Origin of the sequence: Gordonia westfalica (genome assembly GCF_900105725.1) — a bacterium.
GTDB classification, from domain to species: domain Bacteria; phylum Actinomycetota; class Actinomycetes; order Mycobacteriales; family Mycobacteriaceae; genus Gordonia; species Gordonia westfalica.
Window position 1 is genome coordinate 331,436 of the sequence record NZ_FNLM01000036.1, and the last position, 20,834, is coordinate 352,269.

19 protein-coding genes are annotated in these 20,834 nt (G+C 67.8%); 12 read left to right on the forward strand and 7 right to left on the reverse strand.

The features are described 5' to 3' along the window. Positions 1-231: 231 nt before the first annotated feature. Together BLU62_RS27885 and BLU62_RS27890 are read left to right on the forward strand one after the other, a co-directional pair. Positions 232-1,281, forward strand: a complete 1,050-nt coding sequence (locus BLU62_RS27885) for an LLM class flavin-dependent oxidoreductase (protein WP_074853665.1) — start codon at positions 232-234, stop codon at positions 1,279-1,281. Between the two features lie 49 nt (positions 1,282-1,330). After that, positions 1,331-2,230, forward strand: coding sequence for a nitrilase-related carbon-nitrogen hydrolase (locus tag BLU62_RS27890; protein WP_074853667.1), 900 nt, complete (start codon positions 1,331-1,333; stop codon positions 2,228-2,230). A gap of 4 nt (positions 2,231-2,234) precedes the next feature. On the opposite strand, the gene BLU62_RS27895 is transcribed toward BLU62_RS27890, so the two are convergent. Then, on the reverse strand, positions 2,235-3,524 hold the full coding sequence (locus tag BLU62_RS27895; RefSeq protein WP_074853669.1) for a lipase family protein: 1,290 nt from the start codon (positions 3,522-3,524) through the stop codon (positions 2,235-2,237). 82 nt (positions 3,525-3,606) lie between these two features. Here BLU62_RS27895 and BLU62_RS27900 point away from each other — a divergent pair, with 82 nt between their 5' ends. The 4 genes from BLU62_RS27900 (at position 3,607) to BLU62_RS27915 (ending at position 8,201) form a co-directional block, all read left to right on the forward strand. Beyond that, positions 3,607-4,800 (forward strand): CynX/NimT family MFS transporter, encoded by a 1,194-nt coding sequence (locus BLU62_RS27900; RefSeq protein WP_074853671.1) that lies wholly within the window; start codon positions 3,607-3,609, stop codon positions 4,798-4,800. Positions 4,801-4,847: 47 nt separating this feature from the next. After that, positions 4,848-6,209: a hydroxysqualene dehydroxylase gene (locus tag BLU62_RS27905; protein WP_342028669.1), complete on the forward strand. Its 1,362-nt coding sequence runs from the start codon at positions 4,848-4,850 to the stop codon at positions 6,207-6,209. Between the two features lie 13 nt (positions 6,210-6,222). Beyond that, positions 6,223-7,011, forward strand: a complete 789-nt coding sequence (locus BLU62_RS27910) for a PaaI family thioesterase (protein WP_074853674.1) — start codon at positions 6,223-6,225, stop codon at positions 7,009-7,011. Between the two features lie 251 nt (positions 7,012-7,262). Further along, the gene (locus tag BLU62_RS27915; RefSeq protein WP_074853675.1) at positions 7,263-8,201 is read left to right on the forward strand and encodes a phytanoyl-CoA dioxygenase family protein; all 939 of its coding nucleotides are present in this window, start codon (positions 7,263-7,265) and stop codon (positions 8,199-8,201) included. Between the two features lie 68 nt (positions 8,202-8,269). Here the strand turns inward: BLU62_RS27915 and BLU62_RS27920 are convergent, their stop codons facing one another. From BLU62_RS27920 to BLU62_RS27930, 3 genes are read right to left on the reverse strand one after another with little or no spacing between them, the layout of a single operon-like run. After that, a complete protein-coding gene (locus BLU62_RS27920) occupies positions 8,270-9,409 on the reverse strand; it encodes a CoA transferase (protein WP_074853677.1) in 1,140 nt (379 codons plus the stop codon). A gap of 31 nt (positions 9,410-9,440) precedes the next feature. Beyond that, positions 9,441-10,448 carry a MaoC family dehydratase gene (locus tag BLU62_RS27925; protein WP_074853679.1) on the reverse strand — a complete coding sequence of 336 codons (1,008 nt, stop codon included), beginning with the start codon at positions 10,446-10,448 and terminating at the stop codon, positions 9,441-9,443. Then, complete coding sequence (locus tag BLU62_RS27930; RefSeq protein WP_084811960.1) at positions 10,441-11,256, reverse strand: HpcH/HpaI aldolase/citrate lyase family protein; 816 nt, start codon at positions 11,254-11,256, stop codon at positions 10,441-10,443. Before BLU62_RS27930 ends, BLU62_RS27925 begins: the two co-directional genes overlap by 8 nt. Before the next feature lie 200 nt (positions 11,257-11,456). Between BLU62_RS27930 and BLU62_RS27935 the strand changes: the two genes are divergently transcribed. After that, on the forward strand, positions 11,457-12,608 hold the full coding sequence (locus BLU62_RS27935) for an acyl-CoA dehydrogenase family protein (protein WP_074853682.1): 1,152 nt from the start codon (positions 11,457-11,459) through the stop codon (positions 12,606-12,608). A gap of 91 nt (positions 12,609-12,699) precedes the next feature. Beyond that, the gene (locus BLU62_RS27940; RefSeq protein ID WP_074854290.1) at positions 12,700-13,443 is read left to right on the forward strand and encodes a GntR family transcriptional regulator; all 744 of its coding nucleotides are present in this window, start codon (positions 12,700-12,702) and stop codon (positions 13,441-13,443) included. An 84-nt stretch (positions 13,444-13,527) separates the two neighbouring features. Here BLU62_RS27940 and BLU62_RS27945 read toward each other — a convergent pair whose 3' ends face one another. After that, positions 13,528-15,012: an MFS transporter gene (locus BLU62_RS27945; RefSeq protein ID WP_074853683.1), complete on the reverse strand. Its 1,485-nt coding sequence runs from the start codon at positions 15,010-15,012 to the stop codon at positions 13,528-13,530. A 94-nt stretch (positions 15,013-15,106) separates the two neighbouring features. Between BLU62_RS27945 and BLU62_RS27950 the strand changes: the two genes are divergently transcribed. After that, a complete protein-coding gene (locus BLU62_RS27950; protein ID WP_074853685.1) occupies positions 15,107-15,610 on the forward strand; it encodes a MarR family winged helix-turn-helix transcriptional regulator in 504 nt (167 codons plus the stop codon). Between the two features lie 43 nt (positions 15,611-15,653). Beyond that, positions 15,654-16,478: an SDR family oxidoreductase gene (locus BLU62_RS27955; protein ID WP_074854291.1), complete on the forward strand. Its 825-nt coding sequence runs from the start codon at positions 15,654-15,656 to the stop codon at positions 16,476-16,478. A 292-nt stretch (positions 16,479-16,770) separates the two neighbouring features. Here BLU62_RS27955 and BLU62_RS27960 read toward each other — a convergent pair whose 3' ends face one another. Next, the gene (locus tag BLU62_RS27960) at positions 16,771-18,180 is read right to left on the reverse strand and encodes an FUSC family protein (protein WP_074853687.1); all 1,410 of its coding nucleotides are present in this window, start codon (positions 18,178-18,180) and stop codon (positions 16,771-16,773) included. A gap of 66 nt (positions 18,181-18,246) precedes the next feature. On the opposite strand from BLU62_RS27960, the gene BLU62_RS27965 reads away from it, so the two are divergent. Further along, positions 18,247-18,744, forward strand: coding sequence for a MarR family winged helix-turn-helix transcriptional regulator (locus BLU62_RS27965; RefSeq protein WP_074853689.1), 498 nt, complete (start codon positions 18,247-18,249; stop codon positions 18,742-18,744). A gap of 26 nt (positions 18,745-18,770) precedes the next feature. On the opposite strand, the gene BLU62_RS27970 is transcribed toward BLU62_RS27965, so the two are convergent. Further along, entirely contained in the window at positions 18,771-19,652 is an 882-nt protein-coding gene (locus tag BLU62_RS27970) for a siderophore-interacting protein (RefSeq protein ID WP_074853691.1), read from the reverse strand. 106 nt (positions 19,653-19,758) lie between these two features. Between BLU62_RS27970 and BLU62_RS27975 the strand changes: the two genes are divergently transcribed. Next, entirely contained in the window at positions 19,759-20,832 is a 1,074-nt protein-coding gene (locus tag BLU62_RS27975) for an enoyl-CoA hydratase/isomerase family protein (protein WP_074853693.1), read from the forward strand. Positions 20,833-20,834 lie beyond the last annotated feature (2 nt).

Genomic DNA, 20,834 nt, shown 5'->3' on the forward strand with positions numbered 1-20,834 from the left:
TGTCGGGACAGGTGTCGGGTCAGGCGATTTTAGCTGCGACCCGGTCGGTGCGCCCGCCGAGCGAGAAGGGATGTCTGCGCCGGCAACCCGCGCAACCAGATGGTAACCAGCGGTACGTAATTGTGCGGATTCGCACGGGACCCTCCCGGATCTACCTTTCTCGCACGAACTCTGGTCTGAGAACGCGCGTGGCGCCGTCTCGCCAGGTCGATCGACGCGAAAGGTGTGCACATGAAACTCGGAGTCTTCGCCCCCACCCTCAGTACCGGTTGGGTGATCTCGACGGCGTCCCCGCAGTACCGTCCGAGCTGGTTCCTGATGCAGGAGACCGCGCTCAAGGCCGAGCACTACGGATTCGAGTTCCTCCTGGCACCCAACAAGTACAAGGGTATGGGCGGTGAGACCCGGTTCTGGGACTACGCGCTCGACTCGTTCACGACGATGGCCGGTCTCGCCGCGGTGACCCGCAAGATCCAGCTGATCCCGTCGATCTCGCTGCTCAGCGTGCCGCCGGTGTATGCCGCCAAGCAGGTTGTCACGGTCGCGAACATGGCCGGCCCGGGTCGGTTCGGTGTCAACATCATCACCGGCTGGGAGAAGCCGGAATGGGAGTCGATGGGCCTGTGGCCCGGCGATGAGTACTTCGAATACCGCTACGACTACGCGGCGGAGTACATGACGGTGATGAAAGAGCTGTGGGCAACCGGACAGTCCGACTTCAAGGGCAAGTTCTTCCAGATGAACGACGCCAAACTCGAACCGCACTTCGGTGACGAGATGGACGTCGCCGTCGTCTGTGCAGGGCAGTCGGACAAGGGGATGGTCTTCACCTCGCAGTTCGCCGACTATCAGTTCATGGGCGGCAAACTGGACCACGCCGAACTCGTCGGACAGATCGCCCGTGTGCGTACCGCGGGGGAGCAGGCGGGCCGCACGACCGAGGCCTACCCGCTCTATCAGTGCGTCGTGCGCGACAGCCTCGAGGAATGTGAGGACGTGATCGGCAACTGGCGTGAGAACCAGGACTATCCGACGGTCGCGACCATGACCGGTCACGCCTCGATGGACAGTTCCGGGGATGCCAACTCGCTGCATGCGACCCTCAGCAAGAGCGACAACTTCATGCTCTGGGAGGTCATCAAAGGTGACCCGAAGAGCGTCGCCGAGCAGATCCGCGCCATCTCGGAGGTCGAGGGTGTCGGTGGCGTGATGTTCACCTTCCAGGACTACCAGACCGATCTCGATCGATTCGGTACTCAAGTCATGCCGCTGCTGAAGTGATCTGACACAAGCGAACCCGAGAGCAGTGACACCGGAGGAGAAACCCGATATGAGCGACGTGCTGGCAGTCGCGGCGGTGCAGTTCGACGTCTCGCCGGAACCGTCCTGGCCGGCATTCGCCGATCGGGCCCGACGCCAACTCGACGAGGCCGGTGATGCCGACCTCGTCGTGTTCGGCGAATGCATGACGATCGGGCTGTCGGCGACGACTCCCGGCTGGGCCGGTCTGGCGCCTCGCCAGGCGTTCGAGGCGTTACCCGAACACGCCGCGGTCTACGAGGACCTCTTCGCCGCCGAGGCGAGCCAGCGCGGACAGACGATCGTGGCCGGGAGCACCTTCATGCGCGGTGACGACGGCCTGCTGAATGTCGCGCACGTGTTCTCACCCGACGGAACCGTTGTGCGGCACACCAAATCGCATCTGTTCCCCGGCGAATGGGATTGGCTGGCGGGCGAGGGGGACGAGGTCACGGTGATCGAGGTCGCCGGTGTCCGGTGTGGGATTCTCGTCTGTTACGAGGCGGAGGTTCCCGAACTCGCGACGATTCACGGTGGCCTCGGTGTGGACGTATTGCTCACGCCCAGTTACACATTCACCGTGGCGGGCTTTCATCGGGTCCGGCAGACGCTGGCGGCCCGGTGTATCGAGAACCAGATGTACGCGGTGCACTGCCCGGTGGTCGGGGTGGGTTCGGGGCCGGTCCCGGACGGCCGCGGGCACGCCTCGTTCCTCGGGCCGTGTGAAGCGGGACTTCCTGACGACGGCGTCATCGCCGCCGGCCCGCCCGACCAACCGGCGGTGGTCACCGCACGATTCGACCTCGACCTGCTGCGTGCGCTGCGGCGGGACGGCGCGGCCACGACGGTGAAGGATCGTGCACGGAAGCGCGGTATGTACGAGAAGTATGCGTCCTACCTGTGGCCGCAGGCGGGCGACCCGGCGGTCTGAGGCGTCAGGGGACGGGCAGCGGTGCCAGGCTGTTCCCGCGCGGGAGCGTTGCGCAGTTGCTGCGCGTGGGGATTCCGGTGAAACGTTCGGTGAGGTACTCCGCGGCCAGCGGCTCGAACGGCAGGAAGGCCTCCTGGTGGGTCAGTCCGTTGAGCTGTTGATAGGTGACATCGACTCCGCGCGAACAGTATTCGTTCGCCAAACCGATGACGTCACCGGTGACCATCAGTGTGTCGCCGATCGCGTTGTAGTGCCCGACGGCGAGAAACATCTTGGTTCTCGGCGTTCCCTGGCTGCCCATGATGTTGTCGTTGATGGCACGTACCACCCCGGGGACGTCGAGCAGGCCGGTGTAGGGCGGGACGACCATCGATGCGCTCGTCAGGCCGGGGTACTTCGACGCGAACTGTGAGATGCATTCCGCGCTCACGGCTTTCGTCACCTGCTCGCCGCGCGGCGACAGGAAGGACGACGTGTCGAGGTCATAGGTGCGCTGGTAGGCGACGACGAGCGCGGGGATCACCCCGGCCCACTTCGCGCTGCCGTCGATGTAGGGCAGGTTGTGCGCGAGGTCGACGGGTAGCCCGCCCGCGGCGGCACCGACGATGTTGAGTTCCGGTGCGTATCTCGGAGCGATTTCGGCTCCCCACTGCGTCGGGATGGAGCCGCCCGAGTAGCCGACGAGTCCGACCGGCGTGGACCGGGGTAGACGCAGGAATGTCTCGGCCGCCCGGATGCCGTCGAGCGCTGCATATCCCGACTGCCTACCGATCGTCCACTGCAGATCCTCGCCCTCGTAATTCGGGACCACGACGGTGTATCCGGCGGCGAGATAGCCTGCGATGAAACCTTGTTCGGTGGTGGCCGTGCCGTTCGCGTATCCACCCGAGAGGGTGTACGACGGGTCGCACTGGGAACCGAGGGCGTCGTAGGCCATGTGGTAGGAAACGAGCCGTGTCGGACCGGGGATCAGCGGGCGGAGCACGGTCGCCACCGTCGTGCGTCCGGCGCCGAACTGATCGGTCGTGCGGTACAGGACCTGGGTTCCGGTGATGGGGGTGGACAGGCGCGGTGTCCGGAACGTCATCGGCCTGGTCCGGATCACGGTCCCGGGCGCGACGTCCCGCAGCGAGCCGTCGTAGCGATAGAACGGATCGGCCGAGGGGAGCGGAGAACCCGGGCCGGGGTCGGCGTGGACGGTCGGTGGACCTCCGACGACCCCGAGAACCACGCCGATGATCAGCCCGACGAAACCTGCCACACGCAGGAAGTTCTTGCGCACCCCGAACGACATGGCTCATTCAAGCATCGATGATCGATCACCGTCGGACTTCCGCATCCGTCGCCGTCGGCGTCGAATGTTAGGTTGCGTAACGATGTCAGAGCAGACGCGCCGTCGCAGGACGACCGAACGTACGACGGCCGGCGTGATCATCACCGCCGTCGGCGTGATGCTGGTGGCGGCGAACCTCCGTCCGGCGGTGGTGTCGGTGGGTCCGTTGATCGGGACCATCTCCGCCGATGCGGGGTTCGGCAGTGCGGTGGCCGGTCTGCTGACCGCGCTGCCCGTCCTCTTCTTCGGCATCTCGGCTCCCGTGGCGCCACGGCTCGCGAATCGGTTCGGCATCGAGCGGGTCATCTTCGGGTCGCTGCTCCTGCTGATCCTCGGAATCGTCGTGCGACTGGTCCCGTCGTCGGTCGCACTCTTCCTCGGATCGGCGATCATCGGCGCTGCCATCGGGACGTGCAACGTGGTTCTGCCGGCGCTCATCAAACGCGACTTCGCACACCGGTCCGGTCTGATGACGGGCTTCTACTCGATGACTCTCTCGGGCGGTGCCGCGGTCGCCTCCGGCGTGAGCGTGCCGATCAACGATGCGCTGGGCGGGGATTGGCGTCTCGCACTTGCCTCGTGGGGACTTCTCGCGCTGGTCGCCGTCGTGGTGTGGGTCCCGCAGCTGTCGCACGTGCACCGGGTTACGGCGGCGGCACCGTCGGCGTCGTTGCTGCGAAATCCGATCGCGTGGGCGGTGACGGTGTTCATGGGCACCCAGTCGCTGATCTTCTACACCTTCGTGGCGTGGCTCCCGCAGTACCTCGTCGACGGTGGGATGTCGGCGGTGGGAGCCGGGGCCGTCGTCGCGAGCGCGCAGGTGGTCGCGCTGATCATGTCGCTGGTCGTACCGATCGTCGCCGGCCGGTTCGACGACCAGCGCGGGGTCACCTTCGTGGTGCTCGCCGTCTGCGCATTCGGCTTCGCCGGGCTCATCACCACCGATGTGTGGCCGGGCTTCTGGGCGGCGTGCGTGATGGTCGGCCCCGGCGCCTCCATCAGCCTGTCCCTGCTCTTCATGGTCCTGCGCAGTTCGGGGTCGGAGCAGACCGGGCAGGTCTCCGGTATGGCGCAATCGGTCGGCTACCTCGCGGCCGCCTGCGGGCCGATCCTGATCGGCTTCCTCCACGACGTCACCGACTCCTGGACGGTGGCGATGGCGGTGCTCTCGCTGTTCCTCGTTCCGCAGGCCCTGGCGGCACTCGGCGCCGCCCGGAACGTCAAGATGACCGACTGAGACGCAAGCGCCGAACCATCTCACGTCGGTCGGCGCCGGCCGCTACGCTGTGGCCCATGCATTGCGTGGTCGTGGGTGGGGGACTCGCCGGTCTGGCGTCGGCGGTGTGGCTTGCGGAGGCCGGACAGCGGGTGACGCTCCTCGAGCGCCGCGGTTCGCTCGGAGGTCGCACCATCTCGATGCCGCTCGCCGCGGTGGACGACGTCCCCGACAACGGTCAGCACGTCTTCGCCAGCGGATACGAACACCTCATGCGATACCTCGAGAGCGTCGGCACCCGAGAACACGTCGAGTTCCCCGGACACATGACGTTCCGGATGCCGGGCGGTGCCACCCGCAAGTCGGCTTTCGGCGGGCTGACCGGCCTGCGTGCCGCCATCGGGGACCTCCCCGGGGTCACGGGTCTGGACCGGCTGCGGACCGCGCTCGCCCAGGCGAGGCTGATCAGGCACGCGTTCCGGCAACCCGAATGGCTCGACTCCGTGACCGCCGACGAGTGGTTCCGCCGGATCGGCATGCCGCAGTCGGCGCGGGACGCGCTGTGGGACGGCATCGTCATCGGCCTCACCGGAGACAAGACCGAGATCTCGTCGGCCAAGGTGCCCGCCGACCTGCTGGTCACCGGCGCGCGCCGCGCGGTCGCGACGCGCACCCCGGTCTCCATCGGGTTCCCCACCGTGGATCTCGACACCCTGTTCATCTCCGGTGCCGAGAAGCGCTTCGCCGACGCGGGTGTCGACGTCCGCCATCGCGCGGTGGTGTCGTCGATCGACGTCGCCGACGGCACCGTCACCGGGGTGACGCTCGCCGACGGCGAGAAGGTGGCGGCCGACGCGGTCATCTGTGCCGTGCCGGTGTGGAGCGTGAAGGGACTGCTCGATCAGGTTCCGGGACACGAGCGGATCTACGAGGCCGTCGACAACCTCACCCCCGTCCCGATCGTGAGCGTCAATCTCTATCTCGACCGGTCGATCGGGATGACCGACTGGGGCGAGATCCTCTTCGGCGGAGAGGGAGTGCTCGAACAGGTCTGGGACCGGCAGCGCATGCACGGACGTGAACCGAAGGACAACTGGTTCTACTCCACGACGGTCTCGGCCTCCTACGACCTCATCGGCAAGACCAATGCCGAGATCACCGAGATCCAGATGGACATGCTCCGCAAGTACTACCCGCGGGCCGCGGAGGCGCAGGTGATCCACAGCCATGTGGTCCGGATGCCGAAGTCGACGTTCGCGCAGCGTCCCGGAACCGCGGGCATCCGCCCGGATCAGCGGACCGCCGTCGACGGCCTGGCCCTCGCCGGTGACTGGACCAGGACCGACTGGACCACCACCATGGAGGGCGCCTGCCAGAGCGCCTCGCGTGCCGTCGACGTGATCCTGGAGTACGCGAACTCCCGACGCTGAGTAGGTTCGTTCCATGCCGACGACTTCGTCTGTTTTCTACATCGGTGGGCCCGAGGTCATGCTGCGGATCAGCGGACACTCCATGTCCGCCGAACGAGGCCGGGCCCGCATCGAGACCGGGCCGTGGCTCGCCGACCCCGCGGCCGGCGTCAACCGGGCCGCTCTGGCGGTCGCCCTCGACGACGTGACCGGGCACGTCGTCGACTCCGGCAGCCCCGATGGACGCTGGCCCGTGTCTCTGAACATCCGGATGGACTTCGTGACCGACCCGCCGCTCGACGGCACGGCCCTCGACGTCACCGGCGAACTCGTCGCCCGTGACGAGCGCGGAGCGATGACCACGGGAACGGTGTCGGACCCGTCCGGCCGGACGATCGCGACGATCGTCCAGCGTTCCCACCTCGTCGACGCCCCGACGACTCCCGGTGCGCATGCGACCACCGAGGTCCTCGACACGCCGGACAGCCCGGTTCGAGACCAGTTGGGACTCGTAACGACCGCGCCCGGTGTGCTGACCATGGCGCCAACGGTTCTGTCGGCCAACGGTATGGGCAGCGTGCACGGTGGAATCCTCGTCTGCGCTTCCGAGCTCGCGGCGATGTCGTCGGTCGAGGCGAACGGGCAGTTACGCACCACCAGCATCGACATCACCTACGTGCGTCCGTGCAACGCAGCCGACACCACGACCTTCACCTCGGAGACCCTGCACCAGGGCCGCAGCCTGTCCGTCGTGCGAGTGGTCTCGGCGAACTCGTCGGGCAAACCCTCGTCGATCGCGACGGTCGTCCTGCAACACCTCTGAGATCCACGCCACAACTCGGGCTTTCGCAAGCGGCATACCAGCATGGTTGCAGGGGACCGCTTTTCCCTGGCAGGGTGCACACATACGGCCCTGAACAGGCGTGTGTAGCTGATCGCGCGCCCGGTGCGGCCGTTGATCTCGCGGTCCGCCGGCGTATGAGGCGGACTCGCGCACAACACAATCACCTTGCCTGCCGCCGCACGTCTCGTGCCCGAGCGGCCTGCCGGATGAGGGAAAGGATCGCATCGATCGTGGTAACTCAAACAGCAAGCCAGAACGTCACTCTTCGCAACGCCGATATCGCGGAGACCGAGAACCGGACACGCGGTGTCGACGTGTACCGGACCCGTCTCGCCCACCGCAGCCAGATGGAACCGCGTCCCCACAACACCGTGTGGGGGAGCATGGGCAACCCCGGCCCGCTGTCGGCGCCCGAACTCCGCCACTATGCCGACCGCGGGTACCACACCGAGAACAAGGTGCTGTCGGCCGCGGACATCGACGGGTGCCTGCGCGAGGTCTCGGACATCACCGATCGTCTCGGGCAGGACGACCGCGTGATCCGTGAGCCCTCCAGCGGTGACGTGCGTTCGTTGTTCGCGGTGCACCAGCTCAGCGACCTCATTGCGGAGATCTGTGCCCGCGACTCGATTCGCGGTGTTGCAGAACAGATCCTGGACGACGAGGTCACGATCCACCAGAGCCGGATCAACCTGAAGCCGGGTTTCGCCGGGGGGCCGTTCTACTGGCACTCCGACTTCGAGACCTGGCACGCCGAGGACGGAATGCCCGCGCCACGGGCGCTCAGTGTGTCGCTGGCGCTCACCCCGAACCTGTCCACCAACGGTCCGCTGATGATCGTCCCCGGTTCGCACCGCCGATTCATCGGCTGCGTGGGGGAGACGCCCGGTGGCTACCACCGGGAATCGCTGACCTCATACCGTCCGCCGTTCGGCACGCCGGAAGAGGAGGACGTCGCGGCACTCGCCGACGAACTCGGGATCGACACGATCACCGGTCCGGCGGGGTCGGCGCTCTACTTCGACTCGAACTGCCTGCACGCCTCGGGCGGCAACATCACGCCGTACCCGCGGAGCAACCTCTTCGTCGTGTTCAACGCGAAGTCCAACGCGCTGCAGGAGCCGTTCGGCGGTACCGAGCCGCGCCCGGATCATCTGGCGCACAGGTGACCCGAACAGAGTGCGGGATCAGTGCCGGAAAGCGGCACTGATCCCGCACTCTGTGTTGGGAGGGGGCGTCAGAAGCCCGTCGACGACCCCAGCTCCGGGGCGGGACCGGCGAAGTAGTGCTCGCCGTCGAACTGTGCGGGCAGGCCGGCCGCGAGGTAGGTGCCGATGCCCGGCTGGTCCAGCTCGGTGAACAGCGGATTCTGCTGCAGCACTCCGGATTCGACGACCTCTTCGAAGGTGCGGTACCGCTCGGACAGGACCGAGGCCCGCGCCAGCGCCTCCTCCACTTCGGCGGTGCTGTGGCGTGCGAACCACGCTGCGAACAGCGGCGTCAGGACCCCGCGGTGCGTGAAGCGGTCGGCTTCGGTGGTGAAGTCCGCGTCGAGAGCCTTCTCGACGGCGGCCACCGCGTCTCCGGTCTCGGTCATCGCCACCAGATCCCGCCAGTGCCGGGGGGTGAGGGCGACGAGCATGAAGCGGCCGCCGTCGGCCGTCACGAAATCCGTTCCGTACGTGCCGTACACGTCGTTGCCCGTTGCGGGGCGGCCGCTGCCGCCGAGCTGGGGTTCGGTGAGGTAGCCGAGGGTCCCGGCGATCGCGAGCGCCGTGTCCTCCAGCGGCAGTGTGATCTTCGCGCCCGCGCCGGTCTGGTCGCGGCGTCGTACCGCGGCGGTGATCGCGAGAGCCGCGTACAGGCCGCAGGCCACATCCCATGCGGGGAGCGCATGGTTGACCACGCCCGCGTAGTCGGTGGGGCCGGTGATCGCGGGGAAGCCCAGTGCGGCGTTGACGGTGTAGTCGACACCGGGAGTGCCGTCGGTGCGTCCGAGGAGCTCGAGGGTGATGACGTCGGCGCGCGTGGCGGACAGGGTCTCATGGCTCATCCAGGCACGTCCGCCCGCGTTGGTGACGAGGATGCCGCCACCCGGACCGCTCTCGGTGACCAGGTCCTGGATCAGCTTCTGGCCCTCGGGTTCCCGGAAGTTCGCGGTCACCGACTTCTTGCCGCGGTTGAGGCCGGTCCAGTAGATCGAGTTGCCGTCGGCGGTGACCGGCCAGCGGTTGGTGTCGGCAGCGCCGCCGATGGGGTCGACGCGGATCACCTCGGCGCCGAGCTGGGACAGCGTCAGGCCGCACAGCGGTGACGCCACGAAGCTCGACACCTCCACGATGCGCAGGCCCTCGAGCGGGCGGGGTGTGGTGCTCATGCGAAAGATCCTCCGAGGAAGGGTGTTCGGGTCAGGCCATCAGGACGTGGTAGCGCCAGTCGAGGACCTCGCGGTCCTCGGCATCGCCGTGGGCGACGACCTTCGACCGGAGCCGCAGGACTCCGCCGCCGCCGGCGAGCGGGGTGGCTTCCTCGACCTCGATCTCCGAGCTGAGGGTGTCGCCCTCGCGGACGGGTCCGGTGTGGTCGCACGAGTCCCAGGCCACCACGGTCACGAGATTGGGTAGGGCCCGATTGGCCTGCGACAGGGCGAGTCCGATGGTGTGCCCGCCGTAGACGAGCCGGCCGCCGGCCGCCTTCCCGGCCACCCGCTCGTCGTGATGGGTGGCTGCGATGTTCAGTGACAGCCGCGCGAGTTCCGGTGCGCTGGAGACGACGTCGGCGCTCGAGCGGTAGACGCGTCCGGCCAGGTCGGGCGAGAAGTGCTGCCCACCCACCGACGACCGATAGGTGTCCAGATCCCACCCGGGCAGAGCGGGTTCGGCATCCTCGCCGGGACCGATGGTGCTGAGGTCGTCGGCGTGCACGGTGCGGTCCGGGTCGGCGTCCGGGGACAGTGGCAACATCGCGCAGCGGTAGAAGTCGAGGACCGTGGCGCCGTTCTGATCGGTGGTGACCATGTGCAGTGCGGCGAGGCCGGTCGGGGCGCGTCCGGGCTTGGGCTTGTTCTCGCGCAACCCGACGACCTCGGTCACCGTGGTGAGCGTGTCACCGATCTTCGGGTAACTCAGGAAGCGCAGCCCGCGGTAGAAGAGGTTGGCCTTGACGTGGTGGGTGGCCAGCGTCGACTGGCCGATCGCGACGTCGGTGACCAGGCCGGGATGGGCGAGAGTGCCGCCATCGCCGACAACATGGCCCGCCAGATGCGCATCCAGTGAGAGTCGGAGGCGGTCACCGAGGATCGCCTGATGCGAGGCGGCGAGACCGGAGGTCAGCGTGAGCGACGGGGCGTCGTCGAAGACCTGCCCGTGTGTCAGCTCGTCGAAGTAGGGGCCGCCGACGGCGATCGGCTCACTCATCGACCGCTCCCTTCGCGAGGACGCGGCGAGCGGAGACGGCGAGGGCCTCGTCGAGCATCCGGCCGTCGAGCTCGGCGGCACCGGCGCCCGCGGCCGCTGCCTTCTCCAGCGCCTCGAGCACGCGTCGCGCGTCCTCGATCGAGGCCGCATCCGGGGTGAAGATCTCGATGGCGCTCGCCAACTGGGCCGGATGGATCACCCAGGTGCCGTCGAAGCCGAGGTCGCGGACCCAGCGCTTGGCATCGCGGAAGGTGTCGTCGTCGGCGATGGTGAGGTGGGGTCCGTCGATCACGTCGACGCCCGCGGCCCGCGCGGCGAGGAGGACCGAGTCCTGCACGACGTGCCAGGTCTGCATCGGCAGGCCCGACGCCCGGCCGAGCGAGGCGCCGAGATCGGCGTACCCGATCAGCACGGCGTCGAGGCGGTCGGTGGCCGCGCAGATCGTGCCGGCGTCGCGGATGCCGCGCGGTGTCTCGAGCAGTGCCTGGAGGCGGACCGACGAGTCGCCGAGCTGCTTGTCGGCCTCCTGGAGGTCGCCCGGGGTGTCGGCCTTGGGGAGCACCACCGAGGTCAGGTTCGCCATCCGGGCACACGCGGCCAGATCGTCCGATGCCCACGGGGTGTCGATGGCGTTGATGCGCAGGGAGACCGCGCGCTCGGCACCGAACTCGGCGACGAGTTCGGCAGCGGCGGCACGCGCCGAGTCCTTGTTGGCCGGGGTGACCGCATCCTCGAGGTCGAGAACCACCTCGTCGGCGATGGACGCCAGCGCCTTGCGTGCCTTGCGGTCGTCGGAGGCCGGAGCCACCAGAACGCCTCGTCTTCTCTGCACCATTGCTCCCAGTGATCGTGTCAACCCGGATGCCGGGTTTAAATGTGCGGCCAAAGTCGTGCCTTGACGTTCTATCAGACCTCGGTGTCTGTTGGAAAGGTTGACATAGGTACGGCCGATGGACAAAATGGCCGTACAAATCAGCCCGACTCCGAAGATCACAGGTGAGCCCCCTCATGAGCACGCTGTCAGCCGAAGAATCCTTCCTCGTCGAGACCGTCCGGTCGTTCGTGGACCGCGAGGTCAAGCCGACCGTGCAGGAGGTCGAGCACGCCAACGAGTATCCGGAGAAGTGGATCGAGCAGATGAAGCAGATCGGCATCTACGGTCTGGCCGTGCCCGAGGAGTATGGCGGTTCGCCGGTCTCGATGCCCTGCTACGCGCAGGTCACCCAGGAACTCGCACGCGGCTGGATGAGCCTGGCGGGTGCGATGGGCGGTCACACCGTCGTCGCCAAGCTGCTCACCCTGTTCGGCACCGAGGAGCAGAAGCAGAACTACCTGCCGCGGATGGCCACCGGCGAGATGCGGGCGACCATGGCGCTGACCGAGCCGGGTGGTGGTTCCGACCTGCAGGCGATGTCCACCGTCGCCAAGGAAGACGGCGACGAGCTGGTCATCAGCGGGGCGAAGACCTGGATCAGCAATGCCCGACGCTCCGGGCTGATCGCCCTGCTGTGCAAGACCGACCCGGCCGCACAGCCGCGGCACAGGGGCATCTCCATCGTCCTCGTCGAACACGGTCCCGGACTGACCGTCTCGCGTGATCTGCCGAAGCTCGGGTACAAGGGCGTCGAGAGCTGCGAACTCTCCTTCGACGGCTACCGCGCACCCAAGTCGGCGATCCTCGGCACCGTGCCCGGCAAGGGTTTCGGCCAGATGATGAAGGGGCTGGAGACCGGACGCATCCAGGTCGCCTGTCGCGCACTCGGTGTCGCGACCGCCGCCCTCGAGGATTCGCTGGCGTATGCACAGCAGCGCGAATCCTTCGGTCAACCCATCTGGAAGCACCAGTCGATCGGCAACTACCTCGCCGACATGGCCACCAAGCTGACCGCCGCCCGTCAGCTCACCTGGCACGCCGCCGATCAGTACGACAAGGGCGAGCGGTGCGACATGGAGGCCGGCATGGCCAAGCTCTACGCCTCCGAGGTCGCCATGGAGATCGCCCTCAACGCGGTCCGCATCCACGGCGGTTACGGTTACTCCACGGAGTTCGACGTCGAACGGTACTTCCGCGATGCGCCGCTGATGATCGTCGGCGAGGGCACCAACGAGATCCAGCGCAACGTCATCGCCGCGCAACTCGTTGCGCGGGGCGGGATCTGACGGCGTCGATCAAGACGAGGTCGATCAAGACGAGGTCGATCAGGAGCAGGTCGATCCACAACAACCGGCGTCATCGGGACAAGGGAGTGGGATGAGCGAGGTCGGGCAGTCCGAGCCGGCGTACAAGACGCTGGCCGCAGAACTGCGATCGCACATCGCGCAGGGTCGGTACAAGGGCGGTGTGCGGCTGCCCACCGAGTCCGAGCTGTCGCAGGAGTACGGGCTGAGTCGGCAGACGGTGCGCCGGGCCTTCCTCGAACTGGTCACCGAGGGGTCGGTGTATCGCGTTCCGGGCCGGGGGACCTTCGCCACCGAGAACGCCGGTCAGTACCTACGGCAGCTCGGCTCGATCGACGATCTGATGAACCTCTCGACCGACACCGAGATGCAGGTCCTCGAATCGCCCTCGCGTCGAGTGGATCTCGAGGCCGCCGGACGCCTGCGACTCGACACCGACGTGGTCTATCGAATCGTGTTCCAGCGCTTCCACGACGGTGTGCCGTTCGTGGTCACGACGGTGTCGTGGCCGGAGTCGGTGGCCCGGCTGGTGATCGATGCACCCGAGGTGAAGGCCGGTGCGACAAGCGATCACACGATGATCGGCCTGCTCGAACCGCACCTGCAGTATCCGATCGAGGAATGCGCGCAATCGATCACGGCCACCACTGCGGAGGCCGAGACCGCCGAGCGGCTCGGCTGCCCGGTGGGTCACGCCGTGCTGCGCGTCGACCGACTCTACACCGATTCACGCGGGCGGGCCGTCGAACTCGCGATCAGCTACTTCCTGCCCGAGCACTACACGTACCGCGTGACGCTGCGTCGTAGCGGCCTATGAGGCAGATGCAGCCCTGAGGCGGACGCACAACGAGAGTGGCCCGGCAGCGACGACTGCCGGGCCACTCTCGTGTTCGGGGGAGGGTCAGTTCCTCGCGGGTGCCGGCTGTTCCTCGACGATGCTCGACGCGTTTCCCTTGGAAGGGATCAGCAGCGTGATCGCCACGCCGATGAAGGCCGCGGCGGCCGCGATCAGGAAGCACCAGGTGAACGTCGACTCGTCGGGTACCTCGGTGCCGCCCAGCGAGATGGTCGCGCTGGCCAGGATCAGGGCCATGACGGCGGAGGCGACGGTCGTGCCCAGCGATCGCATCAAGCCGTTCAGTCCGACGGCCGCGCCCGCCTCGGTGGCCGGCACCGAACCCATGATCAGGGTCGGCATGGCCGCGTAGCCGATGCCCACGCCGATGGCGCAGATGATGGAGGCCAGCATCAGCTTCCACGCCGCGTCCATGAGGAAGAAGGCGAACACGTAGCCGACGCCGAGGATGCTCGCGCCGATCGCGAGGGTGAACTTGGCGCCGATCTTGTTGATCAGCAGGCCCGACAGCGGGGCGAAGAACATCATCATCAGACCGCCGGGGGCCATCCACAGACCCGCGGCCAGGATCGACTGTCCGAGGCCGTATCCGGTTGCCTCGGGCAGACGCAGCAGCATCGGCAGGATGATGGACTGCGCCATCATGCCGAAGCCGATGGCGGCCGCGGCGATGTTCGTCAGCAGCACGGCCGGCCGGGCCGAGGTCCGGAGGTCGACCAGCGGCTCGGACTGGCGGAGCTCGAAGAATCCCCACAGCACGAGGACCGCGATCCCGCCGAGGCCGAGGGCCAGGGTGGGTCCCGAGGTCCAGCCCCAGTCGTTGGCCTTCGAGACCGCGATGAGGAAGGCCGAGAGACCGATGGCCAGGCCGATGGCGCCGGGGATGTCGAGACGACCGCCGGCGGCGGTGTTGACGCGCGGAACGAGGAGCAGCACTGCTGCGATGATGAGCACGCCGAGGCCGGTCGCGACGTAGAACAGGGCGTGCCAGTCCCAGGTCTGGACGATCCAGGCCGACAGGGGGAGTCCGATCGCGCCACCGACACCGAGCGTCGCACTCATCGCGGCGACGGCCATCGAGGTGATACGCGGCGGGGTGATCTCGCGGATCAGGCTCATGCCGACGGGGATGAAGCCCATCGCCAGGCCCTGGACGGCGCGACCGATCACCAGCGGCACGAGTGAGTCGCCGAGTGCGCAGAGCAGCGATCCCAGGGTGAGCAGGATGGCGCTGGCGAGCAGGACGCGCTGCTTGCCGAACATGTCGCCTAGGCGTCCGGCGATGGGCATCGCGACGGCCGCGGCGAGCAGGGTGGCCGTGATGACCCACGAGGCGTTGCCGATCGAGGTCCCGAGCAGACGCGGCAGGTCCGGCTGGATCGGGATGATCAGCGTCTGCATCAGCGAGGCGACGAGTCCGCCGAAACACAGCGCCACGACGCTGCCGATGGCGCCGGCGGGTGCCTTGTCGGCGGCGGGGGTGGCCTGGCCGGCGACCGCGTCGGGCGCCTGACCTTGTACGTGGCTCATATGTGAGACCTCCTTCGAGGTATGCAGCATACATATGTAACCTACATAGGCAAACCGGACAGTAGATTGTCCTGGTCGATGTGATGGAGGAGACATGTCCGAGGACCACGCGCCGTGGCAATCGCCGGTACACCGAGACCTGGCGGCCGAACTGCTGCGTATGTCCCGGCGTCGGAGCCTTGTTCATCCGTCGGTGGGGTTGGAGAAGTCGGCGTTCGCGATCCTGTGGGTCCTCTCCGACGGTCGGCCGCGCACTCTTCGTGAACTGACCGAGGAACTCGAACTCGAGCAGTCCACGGTCAACCGCCAGGTGAACGCCGCGATCAAGCACGGCTACCTCGAACGTTTCGAGGTCGAGGGCTCGGTCTCGAAGCTGATCCGTCCGACCGAGGAGGGTCGCGAGTCCTTCAAACGCGACGGTTTGCTGCGGGCGCAGCGACTCGAGCAGGTCTTTGCCGATCTCGGACCGGGTAGCCCGGAAGGATTGCTCAATGAGTTGCGGGCATTCAACGACGCCTATGAACGGACGCAGGACCGGCACGGTGCCGGCGAGCGTGACAAGAAGAGCGATCAGAGATTCAAGAGAGGGTTCGCATGACCACAGGGGCGGCACGTACGCGGTGACCGGATCGGCGTCGGGAATGGGTGCGGCAGTGGCCGAATCCCTGCGCGGGGAAGGGCGCACGGTGATCGGCGTCGATCTGCGGGACGCTGATGTCGTTGCCGACCTGTCGACTGCGCACGGTCGGCAGAAGGCTGCCGACGAGGTTCTCGCGAAGGCCGGCGGCAGGCTCGACGGTGCGGTCCTCGCCGCCGGCATGGGGCCGACCGAGGGGCGTGAGCGGATGATCACCGAGGTCAACGTCCTCGGCGTCACCGACCTGCTGACCGCATGGCGTCCCGCCCTCGCTGCTGCCGACAAGGCGAAAGTGGTTGTCTTCGGCTCAAATTCGACGACGGTGACGCCGTTGGTGCCGCGGGGTGCGATCCGACGGCTCATCAACGGCGACACCGCGGGTGCGACCCGGCAGATCTGCCGACGTCGCGGTGTCACCGCGCCGGTCGCCTATGCGGCGTCGAAGATCGCGGTCACCCAGTGGGTCCGCTGGCAGGGGACCAAGCCGGAATGGGCCGGCGAGGGCATCCGGGTCAACGTGATCGCGCCCGGCCCGGTGATGACACCGCTGCTGCAGTCGCAGCTCGACAGTCCTCAGGCCAAGAGTGTGAAGTCGTTCCCGGTTCCGGTGCGCGAGTTCGGGACGCCGGAGCAACTCGCCGCGTGGGTGATGACCATGCTGTCGCCGGCCGCCGACTTCATGGCCGGCACCGTCATCACCGTCGACGGCGGAACCGAGGCCCTCATGCGTACCCGGGACTGGCCGAAACCGCTGCCGGCGCGGGGGATGCCCAAGCTGCTGTGGAAGATGTACCGCGCCCCGAAGGAAGGGCAGGTCGCGCAGTATTAGCCCTTCGATACGCCCTCCGCAGGCTTCGGGCTACTCAGGGAGCGGGGGATACGCCGTCTGCAGGCTTCGGGCTACTCAGGGAGCGGGGGATACGCCGTCTGCAGGCTTCGGGCTACTCAGTACCCGCCCGCTCGCTGAGGAGCGTCCGGAGCCCCGACCGCCGAACCTCAACTCGACGGGCAGACGTCGATCGACGTCTGCCCGTCGGGGTTCACGTCGACCGGTGGTTGGTTGGGTGACGGTGTCTCTCCGGGCTCAGGCAGCAGACCTGGGTGCGTCGCGTTCTTTCGGATCAGGCGGCGGAGGGTAGGTGGTGTCGGTCGTCGGGGCGAATGGTCAACGCTGCCAGGATGACTCCGACGACCACGCCGACGAGGGTGTCGCCGACGCGTGCCGCTGCGATGTCGGTGCCGCCGGGGTGGCCGATCGTGGTCAGCAGTAGCGCCATGGCGGTGACGAAGGTCGAGGCGACCGCGTAGTTGCGGGTCACCGTCAGTTCCGCGCCCATCTGGCACACCACGATCACGGCGACGATGGGCCAATACCTCAGATCGGCGGAGATCAGGGCGGCGGCGAGGAGTGCGCCCGCGGCGTTGCCGAGGAGCCGCTGGATGGCGCGTTGAACGGCGTGGCCGTAATTCACGCCCTGCAACGTGGCGATCGCGCCGAGCGTCGCCCACAGCGGATGGTCCAGGCCGACGGCGACCGCGAACGTACCGGCGATCAGGGACGCGAGGCCCACCCGAGAGGCGCTGAACCACAACGCCTTGTCCTTCGCTGCGCGGAGGTGGTCGGGAGCAGGCTTGGTGACGGGCGGCGATCCCGGGCTCTTCGCCCGTGGCGTGCGAAGGTCACTGCGCACCTTGCGGAGTTCGGCTTCGAGCCGCGCGAAGTCGTCCCGTCGAGATCGTCCGGGTTCCTGGTCGGTCAGGGTGTCCTCGGCGACGTCGAGCAGTGCTGCCAGTTCGTGGACGTGCTCGTCGACGCGGCGCTTAGGGGTGAGAGCGATGGTCTCCCGAGCGCGGTCGATGGCCGCCTGCGCAGCCGGAACCGACTCCGCGCCTTGCTGTTCGGTCGCGGACACGGCGGCCAGTGCACGCGCCACGGCCACCCGGGAGGGGCTGTGCGGATGGGACAGCGCCGGGGCCATCGCCACGAGCCAACCGGCGAGACCGCCGAGTGCGGAAGCGACGGTGACGGATGCGGCGTCGGCCCACGTGTCGGCGAACCCTGCCGCGCCCGCGGCGGCGAAGATCATGACGACCGGCCCGGGGCCGGTGATGCCGAAGACCAGGACGAGCCAATAGGCGATGCCCGCGCCCGCGGACACCAGCACCACCTGCGACCAGATCGGTGCGGCTGCCACGCCGAGTGTGGCACCGAGCGCGGTGTAGGCGACGATCAGTGCCGCCACACCCGCGAGCTTGCGGGCCAGTCGCGGATAGGGCTCGTAGCGGAGGAATGCGGCGGCCAGCGAGCCGAGTGCGGCGAACCCGGCGATCTCGGTCCGGCCGAGGAGCCCGCCCACCACCAGGACGATCGCGCCGGCAAGGCCGACGCGCACGGCGATCGCCACCGTCGGATCGGCACGCCGGAACTCGAGCGTGCGGCGCCACGCCGCCGGGGACACCGAATGGGCGAGCGCCCGCCGCGAATGCTGCAGTCGGTTGCGGTCACGGGCGATGGCGGGGGCGTCGTGCATTCGTCCAGGGTAATACTTTCTAGGTAAATTAGCTATAAAGCATCTGCGAAATGTTAAGATCGCCGCATGTCAGCGCGCTCCGAAGGGTCGGATTACGTCGATCGTGCCCGACGGGAATGGGCCGAGCGGTACCCCGACCTCGACTGTCGTCCGGTCGATGTCATCGGGCGGATCGTGCGGATCAGCTCACTGGCCCTCGCACGGTTCGATCGCGATCTCGCCCCTCGTGGGATCACCCGTACCGAGTTCGACGTGCTCGGCGCACTCGCGCGCAGCGACGTCCCGCTGCGCGCGAGCGAGGTGACCTCGGTCGCCGGGATCTCCGGGGCGTCGACCACCAAGAACGTCGAACGGCTGGTCGCGATGGGTCTGGTCGAACGCGAACGTCTCGAACGCGACGGTCGTGTGGTCCTGCTGTCGCTGACGCCCGCGGGACGAGAAGTGGTCGACGAACAGTTCCCCCGCCGCATCGAGAGCGAGCGTCAGATGCTCGACGACCTCGACGACGACGAGATCGACATGCTGGTGACCTTGCTGCGGCGGGTCACCCGCAATGTCGAGTGATCTCGCCGGTCTGAAGGGGGATCGCGTCAGAGTCCGACGCGCTCGAGGGCCTCGTCGAACTCCTCGGATGCCTCTTTCTCGGTCTTCCCGTCGGCGAGTGCCTGCCGGTACACCGCGAACAGCTCGGCGCCGCGTTCGGAATAGCGTCGGGTCCAGCGTTCGCTGTCCTGTCGCCAGTAGCCGATCACGTCGCAGGAGTCGCGGCTCCACCGCAGCTCGCTGCGCAGGTGTTTGCGGACCGCCCGTGACTCCGAGGCTTCCCCGGCGAACCAGCAGTACGCGGCGGTGTCGCGGGCCGCGGGGAGGTCGAGGGAAGCGACCGTCTCCGCCAGTCGGCTCGGTGTTCGCCCGTTTCCGCCGATGAGGGTGACCGTCTCCACCTCGCGATCGGGCAGGTAGGCGAGATCGGTCGGCGCGGGCACCTCGGCCACCACCGTCACGCCGTCGGCCGACGGGAGTTCCTCGATGATCCGCGCGAGCGCGGGGAGTCCGGCGAGGTCGGCGGCCAGGACCAGCCGGTCGGTGCCGTCGGGCGGCGTGAACCAACTGCGCGCGTGCGTCATCACGACCTCGTGACCCGGTTCGGTGCGCTGGGCCCAGGTCGTCGCCGGTCCCGCCGCATGGATGACGAAATCGACGACGACGGTGCCGGCCGCGGGATCGGCGGTGCGGATCGAGTAATTGCGCCCGTCCGGCGCGGGGTCGGCGTCGTAGTACGCCCAGGTCCCGTCCCGGCACTCCATGTCCGGGGTCGAGCGCTGCGATTCGAAGGGGAAGTAGATGCCCACCGCCTCGTCGGCGACGCCGGGCAATCCGAGCCCGGGCAGGTCGTCGACGTCGAACGTCAGACGACGCAGGTTGGGCGTGAGGTCTTCGACCCCGCGGACGCGTGCTCTCGAGTAGCCCATAAGGCCACCCTAACCTCATCGGGAAGGGGCACCCGGGGTCTGGCCTCCGTTACTAGGATATGCAACCATCTGAGGAGGCCTGTCGGTGTGGAGAGGAGTTTCGGTCGTGTCGGAACAATCAGTGCTGGTCCCGTCTGTCCTGACGGAGGAGAACGGGTCGGCGCGGTCGCTGATCCTCAACCGTCCGAAGTCGATCAACGCGATCGACCACGAGATGGCCACCGAGATCGCGGAGCGGCTCGACGAGTGGGCCGGTGACGACGCCGTCGAGGCTGTCGTCCTCTATGGGGCCGGCGAGCGCGGTCTGTGTGCGGGCGGCGACATCGTTGCCATCCACCGCGACGCATCGGCCTTGAGCGGCAATCCCGACTCCACCGACCTCGACGCCGAGAACTCGCCCTCGGCGAAGTTCTGGTTCGACGAGTACCGGCTCAACGCCGCGATCTCCCGCTACCCCAAGCGCTATGTCGCGATCATGGACGGCATCGTCATGGGCGGCGGCGTGGGCGTTTCCGCGCACGGCAACGTGCGCGTCGTGACCGACCGCACGCGTCTGGCGATGCCCGAGGTCGGCATCGGGTTCGTCCCCGATGTCGGTGGTACCCACCTGCTCTCGCGCGTTCCCGACGGTCTCGGCCTCTACGCCGGGCTCACCGCTGGACACCTCCGCGGCGCCGACGCGATCGCCATGGGTCTCGCCGACCACTTCGTCCCGTCCGACTCGCTGTCCGCGTTCATCGAGGCCATCGGGGCCTCCGGCGTCGACGCCGCGATTGCTGAGTTCGCCACCGAAGCTCCCGAGTCGGAGCTCGCCGCACAGCGTGAGTGGATCGCCGAAGCCTTTGCCGCCGAGACGATCCCGGAGATCATCGACCGCTGCCGCGCGGTCGGCAACGAGATGGCGACCAAGACCGCCGACGCCATCGCGGCCAAGAGTCCCACCGCGCTCGCGGTGACGCTGCGGTCGCTGCGCGAGGCCGCGGCCGACGCGACCCTCGAGGACACCCTGGTCCGCGAATACCGCGTGTCGCTGCGGTGCCTCCTGCATCCCGACATGGCCGAAGGCATCCGGGCACAGGTCATCGACAAGGACCGCAACCCGAGTTGGGCAGAATTCTCGGAGGCGGGCGTCGACGCGTTCTTCGCGCCGCTGCCGCACGACCTGACGTTCCTCGCCTGACG

Excerpts from the sequence above, each read along its gene's own strand:
- BLU62_RS27935 (WP_074853682.1), top strand. The coding sequence starts at position 11,457 with ATGAGCACGCTGTCAGCCGAAGAATCCTTCCTCGTCGAGACCGTCCGG.
- BLU62_RS27965 (WP_074853689.1), top strand. The coding sequence starts at position 18,247 with ATGTCAGCGCGCTCCGAAGGGTCGGATTACGTCGATCGTGCCCGACGG.
- BLU62_RS27955 (WP_074854291.1), top strand. The coding sequence starts at position 15,654 with ATGGGTGCGGCAGTGGCCGAATCCCTGCGCGGGGAAGGGCGCACGGTG.
- BLU62_RS27960 (WP_074853687.1), bottom strand. The coding sequence starts at position 18,180 with ATGCACGACGCCCCCGCCATCGCCCGTGACCGCAACCGACTGCAGCAT.
- BLU62_RS27900 (WP_074853671.1), top strand. The coding sequence starts at position 3,607 with ATGTCAGAGCAGACGCGCCGTCGCAGGACGACCGAACGTACGACGGCC.
- BLU62_RS27910 (WP_074853674.1), top strand. The coding sequence starts at position 6,223 with ATGCCGACGACTTCGTCTGTTTTCTACATCGGTGGGCCCGAGGTCATG.
- BLU62_RS27920 (WP_074853677.1), bottom strand. The coding sequence starts at position 9,409 with ATGAGCACCACACCCCGCCCGCTCGAGGGCCTGCGCATCGTGGAGGTG.
- BLU62_RS27895 (WP_074853669.1), bottom strand. The coding sequence starts at position 3,524 with ATGTCGTTCGGGGTGCGCAAGAACTTCCTGCGTGTGGCAGGTTTCGTC.
- BLU62_RS27970 (WP_074853691.1), bottom strand. The coding sequence starts at position 19,652 with ATGGGCTACTCGAGAGCACGCGTCCGCGGGGTCGAAGACCTCACGCCC.
- BLU62_RS27925 (WP_074853679.1), bottom strand. The coding sequence starts at position 10,448 with ATGAGTGAGCCGATCGCCGTCGGCGGCCCCTACTTCGACGAGCTGACA.
- BLU62_RS27885 (WP_074853665.1), top strand. The coding sequence starts at position 232 with ATGAAACTCGGAGTCTTCGCCCCCACCCTCAGTACCGGTTGGGTGATC.
- BLU62_RS27950 (WP_074853685.1), top strand. The coding sequence starts at position 15,107 with ATGTCCGAGGACCACGCGCCGTGGCAATCGCCGGTACACCGAGACCTG.
- BLU62_RS27940 (WP_074854290.1), top strand. The coding sequence starts at position 12,700 with ATGAGCGAGGTCGGGCAGTCCGAGCCGGCGTACAAGACGCTGGCCGCA.
- BLU62_RS27945 (WP_074853683.1), bottom strand. The coding sequence starts at position 15,012 with ATGAGCCACGTACAAGGTCAGGCGCCCGACGCGGTCGCCGGCCAGGCC.
- BLU62_RS27890 (WP_074853667.1), top strand. The coding sequence starts at position 1,331 with ATGAGCGACGTGCTGGCAGTCGCGGCGGTGCAGTTCGACGTCTCGCCG.